Origin of the sequence: Cystobacter fuscus (genome assembly GCF_002305875.1) — a bacterium.
GTDB lineage: Bacteria > Myxococcota > Myxococcia > Myxococcales > Myxococcaceae > Cystobacter > Cystobacter fuscus_A.
In genome coordinates this window covers 12,228,588-12,251,027 of sequence record NZ_CP022098.1, presented here as the reverse complement: position 1 = coordinate 12,251,027, position 22,440 = coordinate 12,228,588, and the positions used below count along the sequence as shown (strand labels likewise).

Sequence of the window (22,440 nt, the reverse complement as noted above, 5' to 3'; positions counted from 1 at the left end):
GGGGATAGCACGCCCCGGGGCCCTCCGGAGTCCTACGCGATGACCGTCATCCACCCGTGCCGGTCCGGCTGCGTGCCGTACTGGATTCCGGTGAGCGCGTCGTACAGCCGCTGGGACACCTCGCCCACCCGGCCCTGGCCGATCTTCAGCTCGCCCTCCTCGAAGCCCAGTCCGCCCACCGGAGAGATCACCGCCGCCGTCCCCGTGCCGAACACCTCGTGCAACGCCCCCTCGCGGTGCGCCTCGCGCAGCTCGTCGATGGACAGCTTGCGCTCGCTCACCTTCATGCCCCAGTCGCGCAGGAGCGTCAGCGCGCTCTCCCGCGTGATGCCCGGCAGGAACGTCCCATCCAGGGGCGGGGTGACAATCTCCTCCCCGATGCGCACGAAGAGGTTCATCGTTCCCACCTCCTCGATGTAGCGGTGCTCCAGCGCGTCCAGCCACAGCACCTGCGCATAGCCGCGCTTCTTGGCCTCCACCGACGCCTGGAGGCTCGCCGCGTAGTTGGCCGCCGCCTTCGCCCCGCCCAGGCCCCCGGGCGCCGCGCGCGTGTGCCGCTGCTCCACCCAGATGCGCACCGGCTCCGCCCCGTTGCTGAAGTAGTTGCCCACCGGGCTGAGGATGGCGAAGAAGATGTACTTGTCCGCCGGCCTCACCCCGAGGAACGCCTCCGAGGCGATCACCACCGGCCGCACGTACAGCGACGTGCCCGGCGCGCTCGGCACCCACGCCGCCTCCTCCTTCACCAGCGCCTCGATGGACTCGCGCGCCAGCTCCGGTGGCACCACCGCCATGCTCAGCCGCTCGGCGCTCGCCGCCAGACGCGCGCAGTGATCCATCAGCCGGAACGCCCGCAGCTTCCCATCCCGGCCCCGGAACACCTTCGCCCCGTCGAACACCGACTGCGCGTAGTGCAACGCCGCCGCGCCCGGATCCAACCCCAGCGGCCCGTACGGCACGATGCGCGCCTGGTGCCACCCGCGCTCCGGCGCGTAGTCCATCCGGAACATGTGGTCGGTGAAGTACTTGCCGAAGCCCAGCACGTCCGTGGCGGCGGGCTTGGGCTTCAGGACGGCGGCTCGCTGGACCTCGATGGGCATCATGCTGCGGCTCCTCTGGCTGTAGGGGGGCGGGGACGGTTCCGACGCAATTTCGTGACAAGTTGCGCCGGAATCGAGACAATCGATTACGTGGGACTCCAATCTTCGTCAAGTGTACCGATTGTCACCGAGACAAGCTGGATGCCGAGGCTCGAGGGGCGTCGGGGGCCGCTGTACCGGGTGATCGCGGACGCGCTGGCCGAGGATCGCGACGCCGGGCGGCTCCTGCCGGGCACGCGCCTGCCCACGCACCGGGAGCTGGCCGAGCGGCTGGGCGTCACCGTGGGCACGGTGACGCGCGCCTATGGCGAGGCGGAGAAGCGGGGCCTGGTGCGGGGCGAGGTGGGCCGGGGCACCTACGTGCGGGACAAGGCCGCGCCCACGCACATGCCCACGCCGCCCGAGGCGCGCGAAGCGGACGAGGGCTCGGTGGTGGAGCTGAGCATCAACGCGCCCGCGACGCCCGAGGGAGACCCGGCGAGCCAGGCATTGCGCGCGTCGCTGGAGGAGCTGGGTCGCTCGCCCCGGCTGGCGGAGCTGCTCGCCTACCAGCCGGCGGCGGGGGCGCTCAAGCACCGCGAGGCGGGCGCGGCGTGGGCGGGGCGCTTCGGCCTGTCGGCCCGGCCCGAGCAGGTGGTGGTGTGCGCGGGAGGCCAGCACGCCATGGAGGTGGCGCTGGCGGCGCTCACCCAGCCCGGCGACGTGCTCGCCACCGAGGCGCTCACCTACCCGGGCATCAAGGTGCTCGCGCGGCGCTTCCAACTGAGGATTCAGGGGCTGGCGCTGGACGCGGACGGACTCCTGCCGGACGCGCTGGAGGCGGCGTGCCGCGCGGGCCCGGTGCGCCTGCTCTACCTCCAGCCCACGTGCCACAACCCCACGGGCGCGGTGATGTCCGAGGCGCGGCGGCGCGAGGTGGCCGAGGTGGCGCGCCGCCATGGGGTGCTGGTGCTGGAGGACGACTCGTATGGGCTCCTGCCCTCGGTGCGCCCGCCGCCGCTCGCGTGCTTCCTGCCCGAGTCGAGCTACTTCATCGCCGGGGTGAGCAAGCTGCTCACGCCGGGGCTGCGCATCGGCTACCTGGTGGGGCCGGCACGGGCGCGCTGCGAGCGGCTTGCCGAGGAGGTGGGCCTGGCCTCGCTGATGACGACGCCGCTCATGGCCGAGGTGCTCTCGCGCTGGGTGGAGGAGGGCACGGCGGACGCGCTCGTGGTGGCCCAGCGGCGCGAGGCGGGCGAGCGTCAGGCGCTGGCGCGCGCGGTGCTCGGGGCGGGGGTGCGCTGCCAGGAGTCGGTGCCGCTCTACCACCTGTGGCTCGGGCTGCCCGAGGGGCGGCGCAGCGAGGCGTTCACCGCGCAGGCGCGGCGGCACGGGGTGTCGGTGACGAGCGCGGACCTGTTCGGCGTGGGGCCGGGGCTGGTGCCCGCGGCGGTGCGCGTGTGCATCGGCACTCCGCGCACGCGCGCGCAACTGGAGCGGGGCCTGCGGCGCCTGCGCGAGGTGCTGGACGCCGGGACCGAGCCGCTCGCGGTGGTGTGATTTCCGGCGGAGCGGGACTTCGCCCGCCCCCTTCGCTTGACGGACCCGGTGCCCGGTGTTCTGTAGAAATCCGTGGGCACTCCAATGGACACGGCGCCGAGCGAGCGACTGGCCACGCTCGAGGCGGAGAACGCGCGGCTGCGCCAGGCACTGGCGTGGGCGGAGGCCAATGGGACCTGGATTGGACCTCCCGGGGAGGGCACCCATCCCTCCGCCCTGGTGCGGCTCGCGCCGAGGATCTCCTGGACGGCGGACCCCGAGGGCCGCATCACCGGCCTGCCCGAGAGCTGGGTGGAGTTGACGGGCACGGAGCGCGAGGCGGCGCTTGGAGACGGGTGGCTGCGCCTGGTGCACCCCGATGATCGCTCGGCGGTCTCCGCGGCGTGGGCGCGGGCCATCTCCTCCACGGGCCCCTTCGAGGCCGAGTACCGCATGCGCCTGTCCCGGGGGGACTACCGGTGGATGCACACGCGTGCCCTGCCCCTGCTCGGCCCGAAGGGGGACATCCTGCGCTGGCACGGCATGACGGAGGACGTGCACGAGCGGCGCGCCGCCGAGGACTCGCTGCGCGTGCTCAACGAGACCCTGGAGACGCGCGTGGCCGAGCGCACGCACGAGCTCGCCGCCGCCAACGCCCGGCTCCAGTCGGAGATCGCCGAGCGCGGACGCGCCGAGGAGGCCCTGCGCCACGCCCAGAAGATGGAGGCGGTGGGCCAGCTCACCGGCGGCATCGCGCACGACTTCAACAACCTGCTGTCCGGCATCCTCGGCTCGCTGTCCATTCTCCAGAAGCGATTGGAGCTGGGCCAGGTGGATCAGGCTCCGCGCTACATCAACTCGGCCATGGCCTCGGTCAACCGCGCCGCGGCGCTCACCCACCGGCTGCTCGCCTTCTCGCGGCGCCAGCCGCTCGAGCCCCGGCCCGTGGAGGCTCACGCGCTCATCGTCTCGCTCGAGGAGCTGATGCGCCGGACGATCGGCCCCTCCATCCAGCTCGAGGTGCACCCGGCCGAGGGGCTCTGGCACACGCTGTGTGATCCGCACCAACTGGAGAACGCGCTGCTCAACCTCGTCATCAACGCGCGCGATGCGATGCCGTCCGGGGGGAGGCTGACGCTGGAGACGGAGAACACCCGGCTGGATGCGGGCGACCCCACGGCGCCGAGAGACCTGGCGCCGGGCGCGTACGTGCGCATCCGCGTGACGGACACGGGCAGTGGCATGCCGCCGGACGTGATCGCCCGGGCGTTCGAGCCCTTCTTCACCACCAAGCCGCTGGGCCAGGGCACGGGCCTGGGGTTGTCGATGATCTACGGCTTCGCCCGGCAGTCCGAGGGCCACGTGCGCATCGACAGCGAGGTGGGCCGGGGCACGAGCGTGACGCTCTTCCTGCCGCGCTTCCTGGGCGAGGCGCTGGAGGAGGGGGCGGTGGCGGGGGCGCCGGTGGCCGCGCGGGCGGAGGGCGAGACGGTGCTCGTCGTCGAGGACGAGCCGCTGTTGCGCGAGCTGGTGTTGGAGATCCTCGGGGAGCTGGGCTACCGGACGATCGAGGCGGCGGATGGGCCCGAGGGGCTCAAGGTGGTGCAGTCGAAGAAGCGCATTGATCTGCTCGTGACGGACATCGGGTTGCCGGGGCTCAATGGGCGGCAACTGGCGGACGCCGCGCGCGAGCTGCGCCCGGGGCTCAAGGTGCTCTTCATGACGGGCTACGCGGAGAACGCCGTGTTCGGCACGGGCTACCTGGACGCGGGCATGCAGATGATCACCAAGCCCTTCGATCCGGACGCGCTCGCCACGCGCGTGCGGAGCATGTTCGAGGGCTGAGCCCGTCCCACCCGACCTCGGATGTCGGACGGCCGGGTAGACTGGAGGAGTGGGGAAGAGCACGGCCCCACGGGTGTTGATCCTCCAGGAGGCGCGGCGCATGGGTCAGGGGTTGAAGATGGGACGGGGCAAGAAGCCGGCGACGTATGCGGACATCGAGGCCCTGCCGGACGGGTGGGTGGGCGAGCTGCTGGAGGACGAGCTGCTGGCCTCGCCCCGGCCCGCGGTGGGCCATGCGCACTGCGCCTTCTTGTTGGGCGTCGAGCTGGGAGGCCCTTTTTCCCTCGGACGCGGAGGGCCGGGGGGCTGGTGGTTCTTGGATGAGCCCGAACTCCACCTGGGGCGGGATGTGCTCGTGCCGGACCTGGCGGGCTGGCGCCGTGAGCGCATGCCCCAGCCGCCTTCCGCGCGAGAGCCCTTCGTTCCGCTCGCGCCGGACTGGGTGTGCGAGGTGTTGTCACCCTCCACGGCGCGGGTGGATCGGCACCGCAAGCTGCCGGTGTACTTCCGCGAGGGCGTGAGCCATGCGTGGCTCATCGATCCGCTCGCGCGCACGCTGGAGGTCTTCCGGAGGGACGCGGGGGGCTGGGCCCGGACGGAGACCCACGCGGGAGACGTGCCGGTGCGCGCCGAGCCCTTCGAGGCGGTGGAACTCGGGTTGGGAGCGCTCTGGCTCGTTCCCTGAGTGGAGATGAGTGTCCCACGGGGGAGATGAGCAGGATCGCCGCTCTCCCTTCGAGGGGCGCATGGCAGGCGGATTGCTCTGGCGGCACGGCGAAACCATTGCCTGGCCGGGTGCCAGGGTCGAGGGAGCCGCCGTTCATGGGTCGAGGGGTCTGGGGAGTGTTGGTGGGGGTGTGGATGGTGCTCGGCTGTGGTCCGTCCCGCTCGGAGGAGTGCGCGCCCGAGTGGGGCTGGCCGTGTACGGGGGGCAGGGCGTGTGTGGAGGGTGTATGTGTCGAGGACCCGGACGCCGGGCCGCCGTGCGTGGTGGGCGCGACACGGGCGTGCGAGGAGGGCTGCGCGGGAATCCAGACATGCGGGAGCGGTGGGACGTGGGGCCCGTGCGAGACGTGTGGCGAGGGGCAGCGGTGCGAGGGCCGCCAGTGCGTCTGTGATTCGACGTCGTGCGCGGGGGGCTGCTGCCAGGGAAATACCTGTCTGCCCGGCACCGCGCCCACCGCGTGCGGCACGGGAGGCGTGGCGTGTGTCATGGATGCGCAATGTGGCAAAGACACGCCTCGCTGTGAGCCGGGCTCGGGCACCTGTGTCTGCGTGAAGTCGGAGCCGCGCGAGAGCCAGTGCGGTGATGGGCGGGACAATGACTGTGATGGGCTGGTGGACTGCGCGGATCCGGACTGTGGCGCACGCGCGTGTGGTGCCCAGGGCCAGACGTGTGGGGGCTCCGCGTGCGTCTGCCCGGGGGGCTCGACGGAGCGGGCGTGTGGGGATGGGCAGGACAATGACTGTGATGGGCTCGTCGACTGCCGGGATCCGGATTGCGAGGCGCGCACGTGCCGGGCGGCGGCCGGGGTGTGCGACCAGGAAGAGGTGTGTGGCGCGGGCGTGTGTCCGGGGGACCGGCGCGTGGGCCCGGACGTGGTGTGCCGGCCCTCGCGGGGCATGTGCGACGTGGAGGAGCGGTGTGACGGAGTGGGCGTCGCGTGCCCCGGGGATCGCAAGGTGGCGGCGGGCTCCGTGTGCCAGCCTTCCACGGGTGGGTGCGATCCGGCCGAGGTCTGTGATGGCGTGAGCCCCGCGTGCCCGGTCGATCGCTATCTGCCCGCGGGCCAGGTGTGCCGCGCGGCGGCGGGCGTGTGTGACAGCGCGGCGCGGTGCTCGGGGACGAGCGGCGTCTGTCCCGACAACGCGGTGGACCATGCGCGGTGTGATGACGGCAAGGCGTGCACCATCGACTTCTGTGCCACGAATGGCTCCTGCCAGCACGTGCAGAAGGGCGTCTGCATTTGAGCCGGGTGTGCGTCCCCGCGCGCCGTGTAGGGAGGCGGCACTTCATGGGCCAGAACGTTCCCTAACGGACGTGCCCGCCCGCGCCCCCGTTCGTGCCCGGCCACTGGGGGCGCCTCGCCTTGTATGAGGAAGGGACTCCCCGGGAAGTAGGACGTGCCTGCCCTCGGGGTCCCTTCCACTCCGGGAACCGACCGACCGATGTGCCCGCCTTTCCCTCCGCCCGTGACCTGGAGCCCCGCGTGAACGCCGCCGTGGCCCTCACGGTGGGGCTGCTCTTCGGCGTGGGGGTGCTGCTCACGCTCAAGAGGGATCTGGTGCGCATGGCCGCGGGAGGGCTGCTGCTCACCAACTCGGCCATCCTCTTCATCCTCTCCACGGGCTTTCCCGAGCGCGGCGAGCCCCTGCACGACGAGGGCGCCACCCGGGTGGTGATGACGGATCCGCTCGCCCAGGCGCTGGCGCTCACCGCCATCGTCATCGGCTTCGCCACCTCGGCGCTGCTGCTGGCGTTCGTCTACCGGATGCACGAGCAGCACGGCTCGCTGGACCTGCGCGACGTGGTGCACGCCGAGCTGGAGGAAGAGCAGTCGCTCACGCGAGAGCCGTCCGAGCCGGAGGAGCGCTGATGCCGCTCGTGTTGCCCCTGGTGGGCGCGTGGGGGCTGGCCGCCGTGCTCTCCTTCCTGGACGGGCGCAAGAAGGCCGTGGCCGTCCTGGCGGTGGTGGGGCTCGTGGGGGTGCTCGGGGCGAGCCTCGCGCTGCTGCCCGCGGCCCTGCACGGCCCCGTGCCCGAGGTGGTCGCCGGAGGGTGGCCGGTGGGTATGGGCATCCGCCTGCGCGCGGATGTGCTGTCGGTGCTCTTCTGCGTGGTGACCAACGCGGTGCTCGCCGGGGCACTCCTGTGCGAGCTGCTCGAGGGCATCGGCACGCGCAGCTTCCCGGCGCTGGTGCTCTTCCTGGCCGCGGGGCTCAACGGGGCGTTCCTCACCGCGGACGCGTTCAACTTCTACGTCTTCTTCGAGCTGTCCATGGGCGCGGCCTTCGCGCTGGCGAGCTACGGCCGGGGGGCCTCGGCGCTGCGGGCGGGCTTCACCTTCGTGGTGGTGAACCTCATGGGCTCGGTGTTCTTCCTCACGGCGGTGGTGATGCTCTACCAGGCCACGGGGACGCTGGACATGGGAGGCATCGCCGAGTGGGTGGCCAGCCCCCACACGCGCCGGCTCGAAGTGCCGGGGGCACTGCTGCTCAGCGCCTTCGGGGTGAAGCTGGGGCTCTTCCCGTTCCACTTCTGGGCGCCGGCGGTGTACCGGGGGGTGAGCACGTCCATCGCCGCCATCTTCGCCGGGGCGCTGGTGAACATCGGCAGCTACGCGCTGGTGCGCCTGGGCCCGGGAGTGCTCGGCGACACCCTCGCGCATGGCGCCGAGGTGCTGGCGGTGCTGGGCGGAGCGAGCCTCGTCTACGGCTCGCTGCTCGCGCTCGCGCGGCAGGTGCCCGCGGAGACGCTGGCGTACGCGTCCATCGCCCAGGCGGGCTACCTCTTCGCGGCGCTGGGGCTCGGGTCGGGGCCGGGCGTGGCGGCGGCGGTGCTGCTCGCGCTGTCGGGCTCGCTGGACAAGGCGGTGCTGTTCCTCGCCATGGGGTTGCCGGGGTCGCGCTCGCGCGCGGCCTTCGCGGCGGCGGCCTTCAGCTCCGCGGGCCTGCCGCTGTCGTTGGGCTTCCTCGCCAAGACGGAGCTCTTGCGCGCGATGCTCGTCGGCGAGCGCTGGTGGCTGGCGGGCTTCGTCGTGCTCTCGAGCGTGCTGTCGCTGGTGGCGCTCGCGCGCACCTTCCAGCGCCTGTACTGGGTGGAGGCCCGTGCGCGCGAGGCGCATGACGGGGCGGCGAGCGGGGTGGTGCTGGCGCTGGCGTTGGTGGGGGTGGGGGTGGGCGTGTGGCCCGAGCCGCTGCTCGCGGTGAGTGCCCGGGTGGCGGGGGCGCTCGTGGGGGGAGGAGGGCCATGAAGCATTGGGGAGTGCCGTGGGTGCTGCTCACCGGGGTGTTCGTGTTGATGGTGGGCCAGGTGACGGTGGCGGACGTCGCGCTGGGGGCCGGGGTGTCGGCGGGGCTGCTCGCGTGGAGTGGGCGCTGGCTGCTGGACGGGCGGGCTCCGGGAGCGGTGGGGCCGAGGCGGCTGTGGGCCTTCGGGGTGCTGGTGGGCGCGGTGCTGGTGGACGTGGTGCGGGGCACCTGGCGCATGGGGTGGCTGATGCTCGGGCCCCGGCCGGCGGAGCGGCAGGGGGAGGTGGAGGTGGCGCTGGGAGAGCGCACGGACGGAGGGGCGCGGGTGTCGGCGCTGCTGGCGAGCATGTCGCCGGGCTCGGTGCTGCTGGGCATCGACTGGGAGCGGCGGGTGATGCGCTTCCACCTGGCGGATGCGTCGCGAGCGGAGGAGTTCCGCGCGGAGCTGGAGCGGTTCTACCGGGAGCGCCAGCGGGCGGTGTTCCCTTGAAGCGGGAGGTGGCGAGCCCATGCACGACGTCGTCTTCTACGTGGCGCTGGTGTGGCTGATGGGGCTGCTCGGCGTGTTGGTGGTGGTGTCGGCGCGGGCGCGCTCGACGCTGGACGTGGTGCTGGCGCTGGACACGCTGGCGCTGGTGTTCGTGGCGGTGCTGGGGCTGTTCGGCGCCTGGCGCGGGGTGACGGGCTACCTGGACGCGGCGTTGGTACTGGCGCTCGTCTCCTACGTGCAGACGGTGGCGGCCACGCGGCACCACGCGGAGCACAAGGCGGGGCCGCGATGAGCGCCGAGGCGTTCAAGTGGGTGGCGGACGCGCTGGTGCTGCTGGGGCTCGTGGCGGTGACGGTGTCGGTGGTGGGCATCATCCGCCTGCCGGGCATCCTCATGCGGGTGCACGCGGCGGGGCAGGCGGTGTTCGTGGGCGTCGTCATCATCCTGATGGGGGCGGTGGGCTCGGGCCAGTGGCCGCTCATGTGCCGTGCGCTGCTCGTGGCGGTGTTCCTGATGCTCACCGCGCCCATGTCCGCGCACGCCATCGCCCGCGCGGCGGCGCGCGAGCAGGGGGAGGCGGTGGCGGAGGAGGTGGACGCGGGGCAGTGAGCGGCGCGGTGCTCCCTGGCGTGCCCCGCCCCGCAGAATCCCTCGCCGGAACAGAAGCCCAAGCCGGAGCCAAAGGGCCCGGATTTCCCCCCTCTGGGCCTCATCGAAACCTCGGAGCGGGAGTGCCGCCGCAGGTACGAACCCATCCCGGTGCCGCACGAGGGCAAGGATGACGCGCATAACAGGTGCGCCGATCAATTTCCGCTAGCCCATGAGCCGCACTCCGGGCCGGCGCAGAATCCATTCATCTCCAGCAGACAGCCTGCTGCGCTCCATCCGCGAGGTGCTCGGCGCGGAGATCGCGACGGGCGAGGTGCTGGCCGCGTGGGGCGCCGCCTACCAACAGCTCGCCGAGCTGCTCATCTCGCGCTGCTCGCGCAATGGCTGCCCCGGGAGCGGGACATCGACGTCTACTTCCTCGGACCCACGTCCTTCATGGCGTCCATCCAGCGCTCCTTGAAAGAGTTGGGGGTGCCCGAGCATCAGTGCCACCACGAGTTCTTCGCTCCGGCGTCGCCATTGGCCTGACACGCCCCGCGGAGAGGCTATCCTCGGAGTCCCAACGAAGCAGTCCAGGAGAAGCGTGATGAGCTACGTCGATGGATTCGTGGTGCCGGTGCCCGCGGGCAAGAAGGACGCCTACCGCAAGATGGCCGAGGAGGCCGCCGCGCTGTTCAAGGAGCACGGTGCCACGCACGTCGTCGAGTGCTGGGGGGACGAGGTGCCCGACGGCAAGGTGACCGACTTCAAGGGCGCGGTGAAGGCCGAGGCCGGGGAGGTGGTGGTCTTCTCGTGGATCTTCTGGTCCTCGAAGCAGGCGCGCGACGAGGGCAACGAGAAGATCATGAAGGACCCGCGCATGAAGATGGACATGAACTCCGTCTTCGACGGCAAGCGTATGATCTACGGCGGCTTCGACGTCCTCGTCGACGTGCGCTGAGTGTTCCCACCTGGAAACCCGTCCGAGCCGGGTTCGGCGTCGCCTCAAGCCGGCACCGGCGGCAACTCCGGCGCGCTCAAGCCCGCGAACGGATCCGCCCACGCCGGCAGCGCCATCAGCCGTTGGTGCCACCGGTCCACGGCTGGGTAGTCCGCGAGCGGCAGGCGCGCCACGTCGTTGAACGGCAGGAACACCGCCATGCGGAAGTCCGCATAGCTGAGCCCGCTCGGCAGCAGCCAGTCGCGGTCGCGCAGCTGGTCCTCGAGGATCGTGGCGCTCGCATGGAAATGCGACAGCCCTTCGTCCAGCGCGGCCTGGTTGAACGGTCCGAGGCCGTAGCGCGGTTTCGTACCCCGTTCGAAGTGCACCGTGTCGCAGGCGCGCATGAAGTGGTCGCGCGCCCAGCTGACCCACCGGATCATGCCGGGCAGGTCGTGGCCGGTGCGCCAAAAGTCCGACCCCACCATCTGCGACAGCCGGCAGGCGATCGCATCCGCCTCCCACAGTGACCCGCCTTCCTCGGCCAGGATGGGCAGGCGCAGCGACGGGTTCAGGTGCCGGTACCGCTCGGCCTGGCCTGGCGCCAGCGGCTCCGCGAACTGGAAGCTGACGGGCGCCGCCAGATGCCGGGCCACGGCCACCGCGAGTCGCGGGTTGGGGTTGCGGGAGAAGTAGAGGGTCGTCGTCATGCGGGCGATGGAACCGATACCATGGACGCCGGGCAGTATGCGACCGGGGCACCGAAGCTCACCTTGGCAGGAGTCCTCCGTGCGTGGTCATCGCGCGGCTTCTCGCATTCGCCTTCTGTAGCGCCCTGGTGGTTCGCCAGCCCAGACGCGGAACGCCTTGCTGAACGTCACCTCCGTCTCGTAGCCGACTTGCTCTGCAATCCGCGCAAGCCCGTCGTTGCTTGTGCACAGCAGTCCCGCCGCGAGGTGCATCCGACGGTGGGTGACGTAGGCCATGACGGTCTCGCCAACCAGACGGCGAAAGCGCTGTGCGAAGACCGTTCGTGAGAGCCCGACCGCACGAGCGAGGCGCTCGACGGTCCACGGCTCGGCAGCGCGAGCGTGCACGAGACTCAGGGCGCGGCCGATGGAAGGGTCGAGCAGCCCCCGCAGCCATCCGCTCGAGGGGGCATCCCGCTCCGAGGCGATGTACGCCCTCACCGCCTGCACGAAAAGAATGTCGGCGACACGCTCCGCGATGGTCACCGCACCAGGGGCCTCGGAGAACGCCTCGTCGATGAGGAGGCGAATGGCGTTTTCAAGCCACGACGGGCCTCGACCGTGCTCACCCGCGACGCGGATCAGCGGGGGAAGCACCTCGAGCACGGGGTTTCGGCGTCGGTCTTGAAACGCGAACACGCCCGACATCACCCGAACGACCTCCCCTCTGGCCGAGCCGAACCGGATGGCTGCGGGACGGCCGGCCCGCTTTCCCGGCGCCCACGTCTCCACGACTCCGTTTTGCAGCAGAACCGACCTGAACGGTGTCACGGGCGCGGACGCCGATGACGACAGGGTATGAGCGTCGCCATGGGGAAGGACAACCAGATCGCCGGCTGCGAGCTCGATGGGCTTCTTGTGTTCCATTCGCAGGACGCAGCGCCCTTCGATGACCACATGAAAGGGCGCGCCCCCCTCGAGCCGCTGCTTGCGCAAGCCCCATGGAGCGTGAAGCTCGAAGACACTCAAGACCGTGCTCTCGAGTCGCAGATCTCGGAGGATATCGCTGAGAAGATCCACGGCCCGTACGATGAGCGAAGAAATCGCTCGTCGCAAGCATTCTTCGTCCTGGAGGCGGCTGCTACACGAGCGGCGTGATCGACGCGCGACAGGCGCGCGCCGAGGCACACCACGAAGCGTCACGGATGAGCGGAGAGCGAAAAATGAGCGGAGAGCGGAAGAGCGGCGTGCTGATCACGGGCGGCGGGTCGGGGATTGGGCTGGCAATGGCCGCGGAGTTTCTGAAGCGCGGATACGACGTCGCGATTTGCGGACGCGATCCGGAGAGATTGGCCGCCGCGAAGGGGAAGCATCCGGGGCTTCGCACGATGGAGGCTGACGTTGCTCGCTCCGAGGACCAGGCGAGGTTGGCCTCGTGGCTCGCGGCCGACCTGCCGCATCTCGGCGTCCTCGTGAACAACGCTGGCATCATGCATGCGTCAGACTTCCGCGGAAGCGTCGGGTTCGGCGAAATCCGGTCCGAGCTCGACACGAACCTGCTCGCTCCCGTCGCACTGACGGCCGCGCTGCTTCCGATGCTCGTTCGCAACGAGAAGCCCACGGTCGTGAACGTTACCTCCGGTCTCGCGTTCTGCCCCTCGGCTGAGTTTCCCGTGTACTGCGCGACGAAGGCCGCGCTGCATTCCTTCACCCTCAGCCTGCGGCATCAACTGACGGGGCGCGTCCGTGTGGTTGAGATCGCGCCGCCCATCGTCGCGACCGGACTCGACAAGAGGAGCCAGGCTCGGCGTCCCGCGGAGGGATCTGGACCGCCCGTCCTCTCCGCCGAGACCTTCGCGAGCGAGGCGGTGCAGCGCTTCGAACAAGGTGAAGCCGAGATCGTCATCGGTGTGGCGAACGGGCTGAGGCAGCGCGGCGAAGCGTTGTTTGCCAACATGAACCCATAGGTGCGCAGAAGAGGCCACCCTTCCATGGGGGCATGCTCACTCCCACTCGAGCCGGGAAGCCACGTCACGCGGCCCGAGCGCCCTCGCGGCGCGCGCTGTAGAAGCTTCGCATCCCCTCCATCATCCAGCCACGAGGCGTGAGCGCGAGGAAGGAATCGCGAACCGCCACCACCGCCCGGTTCCGTCCGAGAATCATCGACCCCATCCACCGGGCCTTGCGCTGGAGCCGCTCGGCGATGGGTTGCACGCGGGCCGAGTAGGTAGCGAGCGCGGCCTGGGCGTCGGAGGTGGTGCTCAGCGCCTCGGTCAACACGGCGGCGCTCTGGAGCGCGAAGGCACTCCCCATCCCCGACAGGAACGTGGGGCACGCGGCGGCGTCACCCAGCAGGCCGACCCTCCCGCGCACGATGGAGTCGAGGCGGATCATCTTGATGTCGTCGACGAACACGAAGCTCTGGTCGTCGATCCTCGCGAAGGCGGTGCGCACCTCCGGTGCGAAGGCGTTGTACTCACGGGCGAAGAACGCTCGCGTGGCGGTGGCCCCCCGGAGCTTCGGCCGGAGGATGTCCCCGCCGTGGTACACGATCACCGAGAGGCGCCCCGGTGCGCTCGGGACCATCGCCACCATCTTGCCGCGGCCGAGATACGCCGAGATCTCCCCGAGCTCGAGCCCATGCGCCACATCGATGTCGATGGCGACGTAGCTGCCTCCGAGCAGGAGCTCTCCGCTCTCGCCGAAGAGCCGCTTGCGCACCTTCGAGTGGACTCCATCGGCGCCAATCAGCAGGTCTCCCCACTCCTCGCGGCCATCGGAGAGCACCACGGTCACGCGCCCGGCCTCCTCGCGGAAATCGGTGACCTCGGTCCCAAAGCGCACGTCGACGTCGTCCCGCACGCGCCGGTGGAGCACATCGTGGAGATCGGCCCGCCGGATCGGGAGGAACCCCCCCAATCCCGCGTTCAAGGCGGCCAGGTGCTCGGCGCGCAGGCGCTGCCCTCCCTGTGTGCGGAACCGCACCTGGCCCGAGAGCGGAAGCGCACGGGCCTCGCATTCCTCGCGCACCCCAAGCCGGTCGAGCATGGCCACGCCCTCGGCCTTCAGCGCAACGAAGTGGCCCAGCGGCCGGAATTCGCGCGCGCGCTCGATCACCAGGCAGTCATGGCCCGCGTCGCGGAGAAGCCGCGCGAGGGCGAAGCCGCCAATTCCACCTCCCGAGATGAGCACCTTCATGTTCATTCCTCCTTCGGTTCGAGTGCGCGGTTTCGGCGCACACACTGCACTCAAGGGCGCAGCAGGCGCTGATAGGTGTCGAACACCACCCGCGCGTGCTTGCGCACGACGGCCCCGCTCAACGTCTTGCGGCTGGCGACGAGCGCCTCGTCGAGCACGGAGTCGCTCACCACCATCAGCGAGACCAGGAGCTCGACCGGGAGATCCGTGCGCACGCAACCGAGCTTGCGGCCCAACTGGATGACCGAGCGGAACTGCTCCTCCTGCCGACGACGCAGCATCGGGGCCAACCTCGGGCTCGCGCGCAATTGCTGGCTGAGCTGACGGAACGCGCCGAGCAACTCGGGGAATTTGCAAGCCGCCACCAGCCAGGCCGAGAAGGTCTGCTCCAGGCTCGGCCAGAATTCCTCGGCACTCACCGGCTGCTGGGGCAGAAGCGGCGGAAGCTGCGCCTCCAGGCGGTCGTACAGGTCCTCCGCGACGGCCGTGAAGAGGTCCTCCTTGTCCACGAAGTAATAGTAGTAGGCCCCCTTGCTCAGGCCCGCCTTCGCGAGGATCGCATTGAGCGAGGCCCCCTCGATTCCCTTCTCCGTGAACTCATGGAGCGCGATGCGCAGCAGCTCGGCGCGCCGGGCCTCGGGAAGTTTGTAGAACCGTTCGAGTGGCATGGACCAATGGTATAGACCACTGGTCTAAAACGCAACGCATTCTCGCCTTCAACACATTCCGTCCCCTTGGCCCCTGGTCACCGTGGGCCGGATTTCCGCTCCTCGGCCAGCAGCTGAAGTACTACAACCGCTTCGACGTGCAGGTGAGCCGCGTGGGCCCCGAAAAGGTGTCAGACGATTTGTAGTCGGCGGGATGTCGGAACGAGTTCTTTGACACCTTCCCCGGGGGCGACAGGGGGTGTGGGCCTGATGGCTCGGACCATTTCAGGAACGGTCCTCGCTCGTTATCTTATCTATGGAATGAAGTTCAGACTTCCTCGTCGGGAAGCAGGGTGAGGAGCAGTTCGTCGTCAGGTCTGAGCGGACGCCAGCCAGGCGGAGGTGGTGCGGCGAGGAGCGCATCACTGGCCTGGTCGACGCGCTCCTTATGGGTTTCCGGGGTGTAGGCGAACCACGAGCCAAGTGCCTTGGCCACCTTGAACCGGTTGGCGTCGTCCAGTACCGCGGGCCACCCGCCGGGGACGCTCTGGGACCAAAGGCGCACGAATACATCACGCACAAAGCGTGTGACCTGCTTGCGTTGCTCCGCCTCGGCGAGCAACCCGCGCAACACCTGTACCCCGGCGACATCGTCCTCTCCAAGCTCCTTGGCCAGGGCTACCAGCGAGGCGGTGGGACGCGCATCAGCGAAGGAAGTGAGCGAATCGTAGCCACGCTCGCGGACTCGCTCGTACAGTCGAGCCACCCAGTTGCCCTGCCAGGGATGTCCATCTCTCACGGACCTCTCCACGGGATGAATTTGAGCGGGATGTAGTACTCCTCCATACGCTCCGCGACGATGTCCAGGATCTCATTCCGCGTCAACATCCGGCCTGTCCTGGTCTCGGCTTTTTGCAACGCCTCCAGGATCATCCGATTCCATTCGCCGGGCCATGTGCGGCCCAGCTTCCAATTCCCACCGCCATGGATGGCCTCGTGGTTCGCCTGCTCCAGCTTGACGCAGAACTGGTCGATATCCATCTCGCCGGTGAAGCCGCGCTTCTCGAACCACTCGCGGAACTCCTTGGGCAGGATGTGGTGTCGTGGTGGCTCGTTCATGCCAGCCCCCGCTCTGCCCGTCACGTGCATTCCCTGCACCTCGGGCCCGTCGCCGAGCGCGTCGCGCACACCCTTGGGCAGCTCGTCGTGAGACTGCGCCATCATCACCTGGCCGGCCTGAATCCGCACGGCGGCGCTGACGGCCGGCAGGGAGAGGACGCCCGCCCGCACCAGGTGGCGCATCATCTCCACCCACTCGGCGGACACGACGAGGCGAGTGCCCATCATCACGCCGTCGCCACTCACTGTCAGACTCATGCCGAGCAGGGCGGGAGCGGACGGTGGAAGAGAGGGCAGCGAGAACTTCAACGCCGAGAGCAGGGTGATCGCTTCGATGGACTCCTTGAGAACCAGAATCTTCTGGAGCTTCTCCGCCCCCGCGCGCATGGCCTCACGCGTCGCCGCGAATTCGCGGGTGAGGTGGCCTACCAGGGCAGGGATGTCTCTAACCACCGCCTCCACCTGTCCTGACTCCCCGGAGGAGAGCGCCGTCATGGCGGGCTTGAGCATCTTCTGGACGCGGTCCAGGTCCACGACCAGCCACTCCACGCTGTAGATGTGCTGTTTGAGGGCGACGTCGGTGAGGTGGATGAAGTCGAGCCAGACGGCGAGCAGGAGGGAGCCCATCATGGCGGCCTCGAGCCGTGGACCGGCGCGGCGCAACAGGGCGAGTTGCATGTCCGGGTCCTTCACCTCCGAAGCAGCGTTGGCCAACTGGGTGGCGGCGGCGAGTTCGGCATCCATCCAGCGCAGTTGCAGGACACCATGGTCCACGTAGCGGACGAAGAGGCCGGAGGCCCTGCTGGCGATGCCAGGGGTGCTGGCCTCGAGTCTGGAGAGTTCGCCGGAGAGCCGACGTGTGGAGCCGGACACGTCGCCGACGGCACTGCGAAAGGCCAGATGGGCCGCGAGGGCGCTCTGCCATGTAGTTCCCTCGGCGCTGCCAGCGCCCGCCGCCGCCATGGCTTCTCGTGAGTCCTGGCGACGTTGCAGCCGCGCCGGTGCCTTGGGCTCGCGAGGGGAGGGTGGGGGAGAGGAGCGGGCGAGTGGAAACTCCTCGTTCGGCCTTTGGGGCAAAGGAGGCACCGCGACCTCGTGTGTCATGTGGCGCGAATTCATCCCATGGCTGGGCGGTGACGCCAGCGATGCACAACTGGTGGACAGCAGGGCCGTGGCGAGCAGCAGGCCTATCCACTGTGCCCCTGGTGAGTTATCGATCATGGTCCACCCCCCATCAGCCCGTGCGCCCAGCACATCCGAGGCGAAATCCTCAGCGTAGAGGGGTCCCAGTGGGGAGTGTCAACCCGGGGAAGGTGTCAAGGACTCGTACCAACACTTCGTCTCCTACGACTCCTCTGACACCTTGCCTAGCGAAGCGTTGTTTGTCGACATGAACCCGTAGGTGCGGATCGTGAAGCTCGAGAAGATCCGTAAGGGCGGGTTGGCGGTGGTCTACCTGGGCCCGGGCGTCTACAGCGCGACGCACGAGCGCAGCGGGATGCTGGTGGCCCGGCGCCCAGTTGCAGGCGCTCTACCAGCAGAACCCGAACGCGCCCATGTTCCGGGCCATCGATAGCGATGACGGGACGACGGGCTTGAGCTACCAGCGGCTCCTGGAGCACGCGACGGTCCTCGTCTCCCTCCCGTTGCCCCCCACACCCGGCTCCTCTTCGACCCGTGGGCCACCCAGCTCACACTGCGGCGTGGCATTCCGAGCACACTCGACACCCCCGCGTTGGATCCCGTGCTGATGCAGGATGGGCGCGCCCCTTTGCTCACGGCCCAGGCCCACGACGCCATCATGGGGCACGCCCAGGAGACGCGGGAGCCCACCGCCCGGGAGCTGGCGGGCATCGCCAGCTTCGAACAGACGCTGTTCTTCTCCCAGGCCTTGGAGAACCACGCGCGGACGGGCGTGGCGCCGGCACTGCCCGAGGGCAACACCGAGTCCGAGAAGCGGGGCCGGGCCTTCTTCCGGCCCGAGGGCGCCTGCGGCCAGTGCCACGGCGGCCCCCTGCTCAACGAGACGGGGCCCCGCAACATCCTCGGGCAGCCCCGGGGAAGCCGCTTCTCCAACGCGTTCGTCTCGGAGATCAACTTCCTCGCATTACCTGCCGCTCGCCGCCATCGAGCAGCCAGGCCCCGTCACGCTCCCGACCAAAACTGACTGACGCAGCCTCGCCCTACCTTGACACCAAGCGGACCCATCCTCGCCCCATCCAGGTGGGGTAGGCGAGCTGTTACGGCTTCACGGCAACCCCCCGTCTCATGACGTGGAGCCCCTGCCGCCCGCCAAGCACCAGGGGCCTGTCAAGCCGGAGGCTTCGGCGCAGGTGCCCGCGCCGAATTGGGAGAAGTCACTTCGCATCCCGTGGCTGCCACGCGGACAGCTTGCCACCCGCATACCGGTAGTGCAGCGTGTCATGCACTAGGTTACTCTCGACGCCCGTGGCCAGCTCGGTCCGGAGCTGGGTCTGGCGCACCTCGATGTCCAACCCCTGTTCCGAGGGCTTGACCTCGACCTCCGCCAGCGACGAGCGCTTGTGGGGCCCCTCCAGCTCGTCGCGCCGGAGGTCCACCGAGAGCAGCTCCTGGAACGTGGAACCTCTCAGCGACAGGAAGAAGCGGCCTATCCCATTGACGCGCTCGGTGCGCCTGAGTGACTCCGTGACGTCCAGCACCGCCGGGGCTGAAGCGAACTCGTGGAGGGTAATGGACTGAAGCGCTTGCCGACGGGTGTGAGCCAGCACGCGAGCGCTCTTGCCGATACCCGAGACCAACGCCAAGTAGCCCGCGCAGTCGGAATCCGGCGAGCCGGAGTAGGTGAGCGTCCGCGGACTCCTCGAAGACAGCAACAGGCGGCGGGCAAACTGTGCACACCACTCCCGCCGACTCTTCGGCACTTGCGAGAAGAGCAATGCACTGGCGTCGTCCGCAGAGAGCCTCTCGCTCGCCCCCAGAGGCTCCAGTTGAGACAGGAATGTATAGTCCGTGGTCCGGCTATCCAGTGCGACCTTCACCACCTGCTCAGGTTTTCCCTCCCAGCTCTTCTCGCCCACCATGGCAAGGACGGTGACGACCGTACCCGCTGCCACATTCGTCAGATCTTCCCTCTTGAGCGCACTGCTCCTGAAGAGGTCCAGCCTCCGCACTGCCTTCGCTTCAAAGGGAACCTGATGCCAGGTGGCATGTACTTCGGAGGGCTCGCTCGCCCAAGCAGCGGTGCTGGCGAGCGTAACCATGACAAGGGTGCAAAACCACGTCATTCCATACCGAGAAGACAATTCAATGAATTTTGGGCTCATGTGTCGGGGGGCATGGATGGTTACACGGTTTGGCAGACGTGGCAATCCTCGGTGCTGTGTTGATGCTCCAGCGAGGTCGACGAGTTGGACGATTTCGTCCGAAGCTGAAGCCAGGTGGACAGATCCGTCCAATCTCTTGTTTCTTCCAGAAGTACACACTTCAGGGACATGACCTCGAGGGCATTGGCACATGGCTTGCTGTTCGCGCTGGTCCCCGTTCAAGAAACCGGGTGACCAGGTGTGTCAAAGCCCATGAGGGAGTCTTCGTGACACTATTCAGAGCAAATACCGCCGCATTGATGTTCTTGCTGTCGTTGGGGTCTTCCGGCGTGGCACTGGCGGATCGCACCTACACGAAGAACGCAGATTTCGATGAGGGCACGCTCAATGGGCTCAACCATGATCCACCCAATGAAGATCAACTACAGATCAGTGAACTGCCGAAGGTCCCCCCCTTTATCTGGGTGGCCAACTATATCAACGGTACGGTCACAAAGATCAATACGGATACCAGAAAACAGGTGGCCAAGTACCACTCCGTGCTGAAGCAAAACTGGGATGGCAGTCTTCCAGATGTGGAAGATCCGAATATGATTGGTAACTGCAACTCTCCTTCGCGAACAACAGTGGATGGTGATGACAATGCCTTCGTCGCCAACCGTGGACTTTGCCTCAATGGCAGCCACACGAGGGCCTCGGTCACCAAGATCGCTGGCTCGTTGGGCTACTGTGTGGATCGCAATAAGAATGGCCGCATTGACACCTCTAGCGATCTGAACAGAGACGGGATCATCGGCAACGAGGAGGGGAAAGCCAAGGAATTTCTTGGTCAGGAGGATGAGTGCCTTCTTTGGACGAAAAATTACGCGGAGAAAGGAGACCTGGGCCGCTCGATCGCCATAGACGGTGATCAAAATATCTGGCTGGCTGGCTATGATTCTTCCAAGCTGTACAAGCTGAGTGGCAAGACCGGCGAGAAACTGTTGAAGGATCCCATCGACCTCAATGCGGAGCGTGGCGGTGGGGCCAACATCTATGGGCTTGCCGTTGGACCCGGAGGGTTCATCTACACTTCGGATGTGGGTGGTCGGAAGTTGAGGAAGATAGATCCGAAGGCTTCGGCGGGAAAGTATGTGGTATCCCAGGTCGAATCCGACGTGCCTACCTATGGTATTGCGGTGGATCGTAAGGGAATCGTCTGGCTGGGTCGTTGGATCGAGTACGACGGCGGCGAGAAGAAGGGCGGAGTGCTCAGGGTAGACTTCACCACGGGCATGTTCGAGAAGGTGGCCGTCAGTTCTTCTGCGGACTGCCAGGGGTATACCCGTGGGGTGGCCGTCGATGGCATCGGCGACATCTGGGCAGCTTGCTATAAAAACCATAAGTTGTTGCACTTCAAGCGGAACCCTACGACAGATATCGTTTCATACCATGCGAGTTATGACACGCCGGCTGGGACGTTGGGCGTGACGATTGATAGTCACCAACTCCCCTGGACATCCAATCACGACAGTGACACGGTGACGAGGGTAAATCCGCTCACCGGGATTGTCGAGTCATCTCCTGCCGGTGGCAACCCGTATTCCTACTGGGACATGTCGGGGTATCAGTACCGCAACTCCACCGTGCGACAGGGCGAGTGGGTCGTCACATATGACAGCGGCAAGCCGGGAACCGCATGGGGCACCGTCCATTGGAATCGTGAGCCGAAAGGCTCCATTCCAGCGGAGACGAGCATTGAGGTCTCCGGACAGGCCGCGGACGACCTGGGGGCGCTGCCGTCTCAGCCCATCTTCCCGATCACTCGCGCCAAGTCCTTCACGGCTGACGGCGTGACGGGCCGATACCTGCAACTGAGGGTCGTGCTTCGCACCAAGGACCTTCCGGTCTCTCCAGTGCTGAGTGATCTGAGCATCATTCCCAGCTGGAGCTGGGGCGACCATCCAACCCCCATGTGCAAGGGGTCGACTCCAGAGAGCCCTCTGCCTCCAGGCTGCAGTGTCTTGCAGTATCATCGCTCGGTGCTGCTGGACGACGGCAGGGTGTTCAGTGTTGGTGGCTACACAAATACCAGTGTGCGTTTTTTCAATCCGGCGACTGCAAGTTGGAGCGACGCCGCTCCCATGTCGGCCTCCAGGCGGCATCATTCGGCGACCTTGCTCGGGAGTGGTCGTGTCCTGGTGACCGGTGGTGTCGGAGGCAGGCCAGATGGCGCAGCCGACTTGTATGATCCGAAAAGCAATACCTGGACGCGTGCTTCGTCCATGCGGAAAGCGCGAGCCCGTCATACGGCGACGTTGCTGGCGAGTGGCCAGGTCCTGGCCGTTGGAGGTGAAGGGGCGGCGAGCACAACGGCTGAGTTGTATGATCCAACCACCAACACCTGGGTGGACACGGGTGGTTTGAACGATGGCCGTTATAGGCATACGGCTACTTTGCTGAAGGATGGCCGGGTCCTTGTGGCCGGAGGCTTCAATGCCAGCGGAACTGCCTTGGCGTCATCCGAGGTCTACGATCCTGTGACGGCTTCCTGGACGAGGTACTTCTTGACCGAAGCCCGTGTCGGGCACACGGCGACCTTGCTGAAGGATGGTCGGGTTCTCCTCACCGGTAATGGGCAGGGAGTCGCTAGTGCGGCGTCGACGGAGATCTTCGAGCCGGTTACCAACACATGGTCGCGTACCGCTAGCATGGCCTACAAGCGCTCCATGCATGCGGCGGTATTGTTGGAGACAGGCCATGTGCTCGTGGCTGGTGGCTATCACGACGCCGCCGTGGGCATCCTCAAGCAGGCCGAGTTGTATGACCCGAGTACCGGAACCTGGAGTTCGCTCGGATCGATGAAACTGCCTCGCTACGAACTCACACTCACCTTGCTTCCCAATGGCGAGGTGCTGGCGGTTGCCGGAATCGGGACGACTTTCTCAGATGTCTCCTCGGAAGTGTTCTCACCGTAGCCCCATGGGCCAGGGCCGTTGAGCGCAGGTCCGCTCCACATGCTCCGCCCCTCCTTTCATTTCGTGAAAGTAG

The 22,440-nt window shown here is 67.9% G+C and carries 22 protein-coding genes and 1 pseudogene; 15 read left to right on the top strand and 8 right to left on the bottom strand.

Annotated features, from left to right (window positions below; translation table 11 throughout):
• Window positions 1-32: 32 nt before the first annotated feature.
• Entirely contained in the window at window positions 33-1,103 is a 1,071-nt protein-coding gene (locus CYFUS_RS49785; RefSeq protein WP_198316417.1) for a branched-chain amino acid aminotransferase, read from the bottom strand.
• 138 nt (window positions 1,104-1,241) lie between these two features.
• On the opposite strand from CYFUS_RS49785, the gene CYFUS_RS49780 reads away from it, so the two are divergent.
• The 12 genes and pseudogenes from CYFUS_RS49780 to CYFUS_RS49730 all read left to right on the top strand — a co-directional run bounded on the left by CYFUS_RS49780 (window position 1,242) and on the right by CYFUS_RS49730 (window position 10,473).
• Window positions 1,242-2,639: a PLP-dependent aminotransferase family protein gene (locus CYFUS_RS49780; protein WP_232537268.1), complete on the top strand. Its 1,398-nt coding sequence runs from the start codon at window positions 1,242-1,244 to the stop codon at window positions 2,637-2,639.
• 72 nt (window positions 2,640-2,711) lie between these two features.
• Window positions 2,712-4,463 (top strand): PAS domain-containing hybrid sensor histidine kinase/response regulator, encoded by a 1,752-nt coding sequence (locus CYFUS_RS49775; RefSeq protein ID WP_232537267.1) that lies wholly within the window; start codon window positions 2,712-2,714, stop codon window positions 4,461-4,463.
• 100 nt (window positions 4,464-4,563) lie between these two features.
• Window positions 4,564-5,148 carry a Uma2 family endonuclease gene (locus CYFUS_RS49770; protein ID WP_095992692.1) on the top strand — a complete coding sequence of 195 codons (585 nt, stop codon included), beginning with the start codon at window positions 4,564-4,566 and terminating at the stop codon, window positions 5,146-5,148.
• 137 nt (window positions 5,149-5,285) lie between these two features.
• Window positions 5,286-6,434, top strand: coding sequence for a hypothetical protein (locus tag CYFUS_RS49765; protein ID WP_157759120.1), 1,149 nt, complete (start codon window positions 5,286-5,288; stop codon window positions 6,432-6,434).
• 239 nt (window positions 6,435-6,673) lie between these two features.
• A complete protein-coding gene (locus CYFUS_RS49760) occupies window positions 6,674-7,060 on the top strand; it encodes a sodium:proton antiporter (RefSeq protein WP_157759119.1) in 387 nt (128 codons plus the stop codon).
• Window positions 7,060-8,436, top strand: coding sequence for a complex I subunit 5 family protein (locus CYFUS_RS49755; RefSeq protein ID WP_095991638.1), 1,377 nt, complete (start codon window positions 7,060-7,062; stop codon window positions 8,434-8,436). The genes CYFUS_RS49760 and CYFUS_RS49755 overlap by 1 nt, the downstream gene beginning before the upstream one ends.
• Window positions 8,433-8,924, top strand: coding sequence for a Na+/H+ antiporter subunit E (locus tag CYFUS_RS49750; RefSeq protein ID WP_095991637.1), 492 nt, complete (start codon window positions 8,433-8,435; stop codon window positions 8,922-8,924). The genes CYFUS_RS49755 and CYFUS_RS49750 overlap by 4 nt, the downstream gene beginning before the upstream one ends.
• A gap of 19 nt (window positions 8,925-8,943) precedes the next feature.
• The gene (locus tag CYFUS_RS49745; RefSeq protein ID WP_095991636.1) at window positions 8,944-9,216 is read left to right on the top strand and encodes a monovalent cation/H+ antiporter complex subunit F; all 273 of its coding nucleotides are present in this window, start codon (window positions 8,944-8,946) and stop codon (window positions 9,214-9,216) included.
• On the top strand, window positions 9,213-9,533 hold the full coding sequence (locus tag CYFUS_RS49740; protein ID WP_095991635.1) for a cation:proton antiporter: 321 nt from the start codon (window positions 9,213-9,215) through the stop codon (window positions 9,531-9,533). The genes CYFUS_RS49745 and CYFUS_RS49740 overlap by 4 nt, the downstream gene beginning before the upstream one ends.
• Before the next feature lie 15 nt (window positions 9,534-9,548).
• Window positions 9,549-9,731, top strand: a pseudogene (locus tag CYFUS_RS54450) (hypothetical protein); the annotation flags it as partial.
• A 13-nt stretch (window positions 9,732-9,744) separates the two neighbouring features.
• Window positions 9,745-9,993: a hypothetical protein gene (locus tag CYFUS_RS52150; RefSeq protein ID WP_198316416.1), complete on the top strand. Its 249-nt coding sequence runs from the start codon at window positions 9,745-9,747 to the stop codon at window positions 9,991-9,993.
• Between the two features lie 126 nt (window positions 9,994-10,119).
• Window positions 10,120-10,473 carry a DUF1428 domain-containing protein gene (locus CYFUS_RS49730; protein ID WP_002621275.1) on the top strand — a complete coding sequence of 118 codons (354 nt, stop codon included), beginning with the start codon at window positions 10,120-10,122 and terminating at the stop codon, window positions 10,471-10,473.
• A gap of 44 nt (window positions 10,474-10,517) precedes the next feature.
• Here the strand turns inward: CYFUS_RS49730 and CYFUS_RS49725 are convergent, their stop codons facing one another.
• Window positions 10,518-11,162 carry a glutathione S-transferase family protein gene (locus tag CYFUS_RS49725; RefSeq protein WP_095991634.1) on the bottom strand — a complete coding sequence of 215 codons (645 nt, stop codon included), beginning with the start codon at window positions 11,160-11,162 and terminating at the stop codon, window positions 10,518-10,520.
• A gap of 87 nt (window positions 11,163-11,249) precedes the next feature.
• The gene (locus CYFUS_RS49720; RefSeq protein WP_232537903.1) at window positions 11,250-12,221 is read right to left on the bottom strand and encodes an AraC family transcriptional regulator; all 972 of its coding nucleotides are present in this window, start codon (window positions 12,219-12,221) and stop codon (window positions 11,250-11,252) included.
• Between the two features lie 74 nt (window positions 12,222-12,295).
• Here CYFUS_RS49720 and CYFUS_RS49715 point away from each other — a divergent pair, with 74 nt between their 5' ends.
• A complete protein-coding gene (locus tag CYFUS_RS49715; protein WP_198316414.1) occupies window positions 12,296-13,108 on the top strand; it encodes an SDR family oxidoreductase in 813 nt (270 codons plus the stop codon).
• A gap of 64 nt (window positions 13,109-13,172) precedes the next feature.
• Here CYFUS_RS49715 and CYFUS_RS49710 read toward each other — a convergent pair whose 3' ends face one another.
• From CYFUS_RS49710 to CYFUS_RS49695, 4 genes are all read right to left on the bottom strand, one after another.
• Entirely contained in the window at window positions 13,173-14,339 is a 1,167-nt protein-coding gene (locus CYFUS_RS49710) for an FAD-dependent oxidoreductase (RefSeq protein WP_157759117.1), read from the bottom strand.
• Between the two features lie 50 nt (window positions 14,340-14,389).
• On the bottom strand, window positions 14,390-15,007 hold the full coding sequence (locus tag CYFUS_RS49705; protein WP_095991630.1) for a TetR/AcrR family transcriptional regulator: 618 nt from the start codon (window positions 15,005-15,007) through the stop codon (window positions 14,390-14,392).
• A 307-nt stretch (window positions 15,008-15,314) separates the two neighbouring features.
• A complete protein-coding gene (locus tag CYFUS_RS49700) occupies window positions 15,315-15,785 on the bottom strand; it encodes an NUDIX hydrolase (protein ID WP_095991629.1) in 471 nt (156 codons plus the stop codon).
• The gene (locus tag CYFUS_RS49695; RefSeq protein WP_332468332.1) at window positions 15,782-17,068 is read right to left on the bottom strand and encodes a DUF2380 domain-containing protein; all 1,287 of its coding nucleotides are present in this window, start codon (window positions 17,066-17,068) and stop codon (window positions 15,782-15,784) included. Before CYFUS_RS49695 ends, CYFUS_RS49700 begins: the two co-directional genes overlap by 4 nt.
• A 781-nt stretch (window positions 17,069-17,849) precedes the next feature.
• Here CYFUS_RS49695 and CYFUS_RS49690 point away from each other — a divergent pair.
• Window positions 17,850-18,272: a hypothetical protein gene (locus CYFUS_RS49690; protein WP_157759116.1), complete on the top strand. Its 423-nt coding sequence runs from the start codon at window positions 17,850-17,852 to the stop codon at window positions 18,270-18,272.
• 190 nt (window positions 18,273-18,462) lie between these two features.
• Here CYFUS_RS49690 and CYFUS_RS49685 read toward each other — a convergent pair whose 3' ends face one another.
• The gene (locus CYFUS_RS49685) at window positions 18,463-19,347 is read right to left on the bottom strand and encodes a hypothetical protein (RefSeq protein ID WP_157759115.1); all 885 of its coding nucleotides are present in this window, start codon (window positions 19,345-19,347) and stop codon (window positions 18,463-18,465) included.
• Between the two features lie 329 nt (window positions 19,348-19,676).
• On the opposite strand from CYFUS_RS49685, the gene CYFUS_RS49680 reads away from it, so the two are divergent.
• Entirely contained in the window at window positions 19,677-22,367 is a 2,691-nt protein-coding gene (locus tag CYFUS_RS49680; RefSeq protein WP_198316412.1) for a kelch repeat-containing protein, read from the top strand.
• The last annotated feature ends 73 nt before the right edge of the window (window positions 22,368-22,440 follow it).

Excerpts from the sequence above, each read along its gene's own strand:
- CYFUS_RS49710 (WP_157759117.1), bottom strand. The coding sequence starts at position 14,339 with ATGAAGGTGCTCATCTCGGGAGGTGGAATTGGCGGCTTCGCCCTCGCG.
- CYFUS_RS49780 (WP_232537268.1), top strand. The coding sequence starts at position 1,242 with ATGCCGAGGCTCGAGGGGCGTCGGGGGCCGCTGTACCGGGTGATCGCG.
- CYFUS_RS49725 (WP_095991634.1), bottom strand. The coding sequence starts at position 11,162 with ATGACGACGACCCTCTACTTCTCCCGCAACCCCAACCCGCGACTCGCG.
- CYFUS_RS49705 (WP_095991630.1), bottom strand. The coding sequence starts at position 15,007 with ATGCCACTCGAACGGTTCTACAAACTTCCCGAGGCCCGGCGCGCCGAG.
- CYFUS_RS49770 (WP_095992692.1), top strand. The coding sequence starts at position 4,564 with ATGGGTCAGGGGTTGAAGATGGGACGGGGCAAGAAGCCGGCGACGTAT.
- CYFUS_RS49755 (WP_095991638.1), top strand. The coding sequence starts at position 7,060 with ATGCCGCTCGTGTTGCCCCTGGTGGGCGCGTGGGGGCTGGCCGCCGTG.
- CYFUS_RS49750 (WP_095991637.1), top strand. The coding sequence starts at position 8,433 with ATGAAGCATTGGGGAGTGCCGTGGGTGCTGCTCACCGGGGTGTTCGTG.
- CYFUS_RS49695 (WP_332468332.1), bottom strand. The coding sequence starts at position 17,068 with ATGGCGGCGGCGGGCGCTGGCAGCGCCGAGGGAACTACATGGCAGAGC.
- CYFUS_RS49745 (WP_095991636.1), top strand. The coding sequence starts at position 8,944 with ATGCACGACGTCGTCTTCTACGTGGCGCTGGTGTGGCTGATGGGGCTG.
- CYFUS_RS49785 (WP_198316417.1), bottom strand. The coding sequence starts at position 1,103 with ATGATGCCCATCGAGGTCCAGCGAGCCGCCGTCCTGAAGCCCAAGCCC.
- CYFUS_RS49730 (WP_002621275.1), top strand. The coding sequence starts at position 10,120 with ATGAGCTACGTCGATGGATTCGTGGTGCCGGTGCCCGCGGGCAAGAAG.
- CYFUS_RS52150 (WP_198316416.1), top strand. The coding sequence starts at position 9,745 with ATGAGCCGCACTCCGGGCCGGCGCAGAATCCATTCATCTCCAGCAGAC.
- CYFUS_RS49685 (WP_157759115.1), bottom strand. The coding sequence starts at position 19,347 with ATGGTTACGCTCGCCAGCACCGCTGCTTGGGCGAGCGAGCCCTCCGAA.
- CYFUS_RS49765 (WP_157759120.1), top strand. The coding sequence starts at position 5,286 with ATGGGTCGAGGGGTCTGGGGAGTGTTGGTGGGGGTGTGGATGGTGCTC.
- CYFUS_RS49740 (WP_095991635.1), top strand. The coding sequence starts at position 9,213 with ATGAGCGCCGAGGCGTTCAAGTGGGTGGCGGACGCGCTGGTGCTGCTG.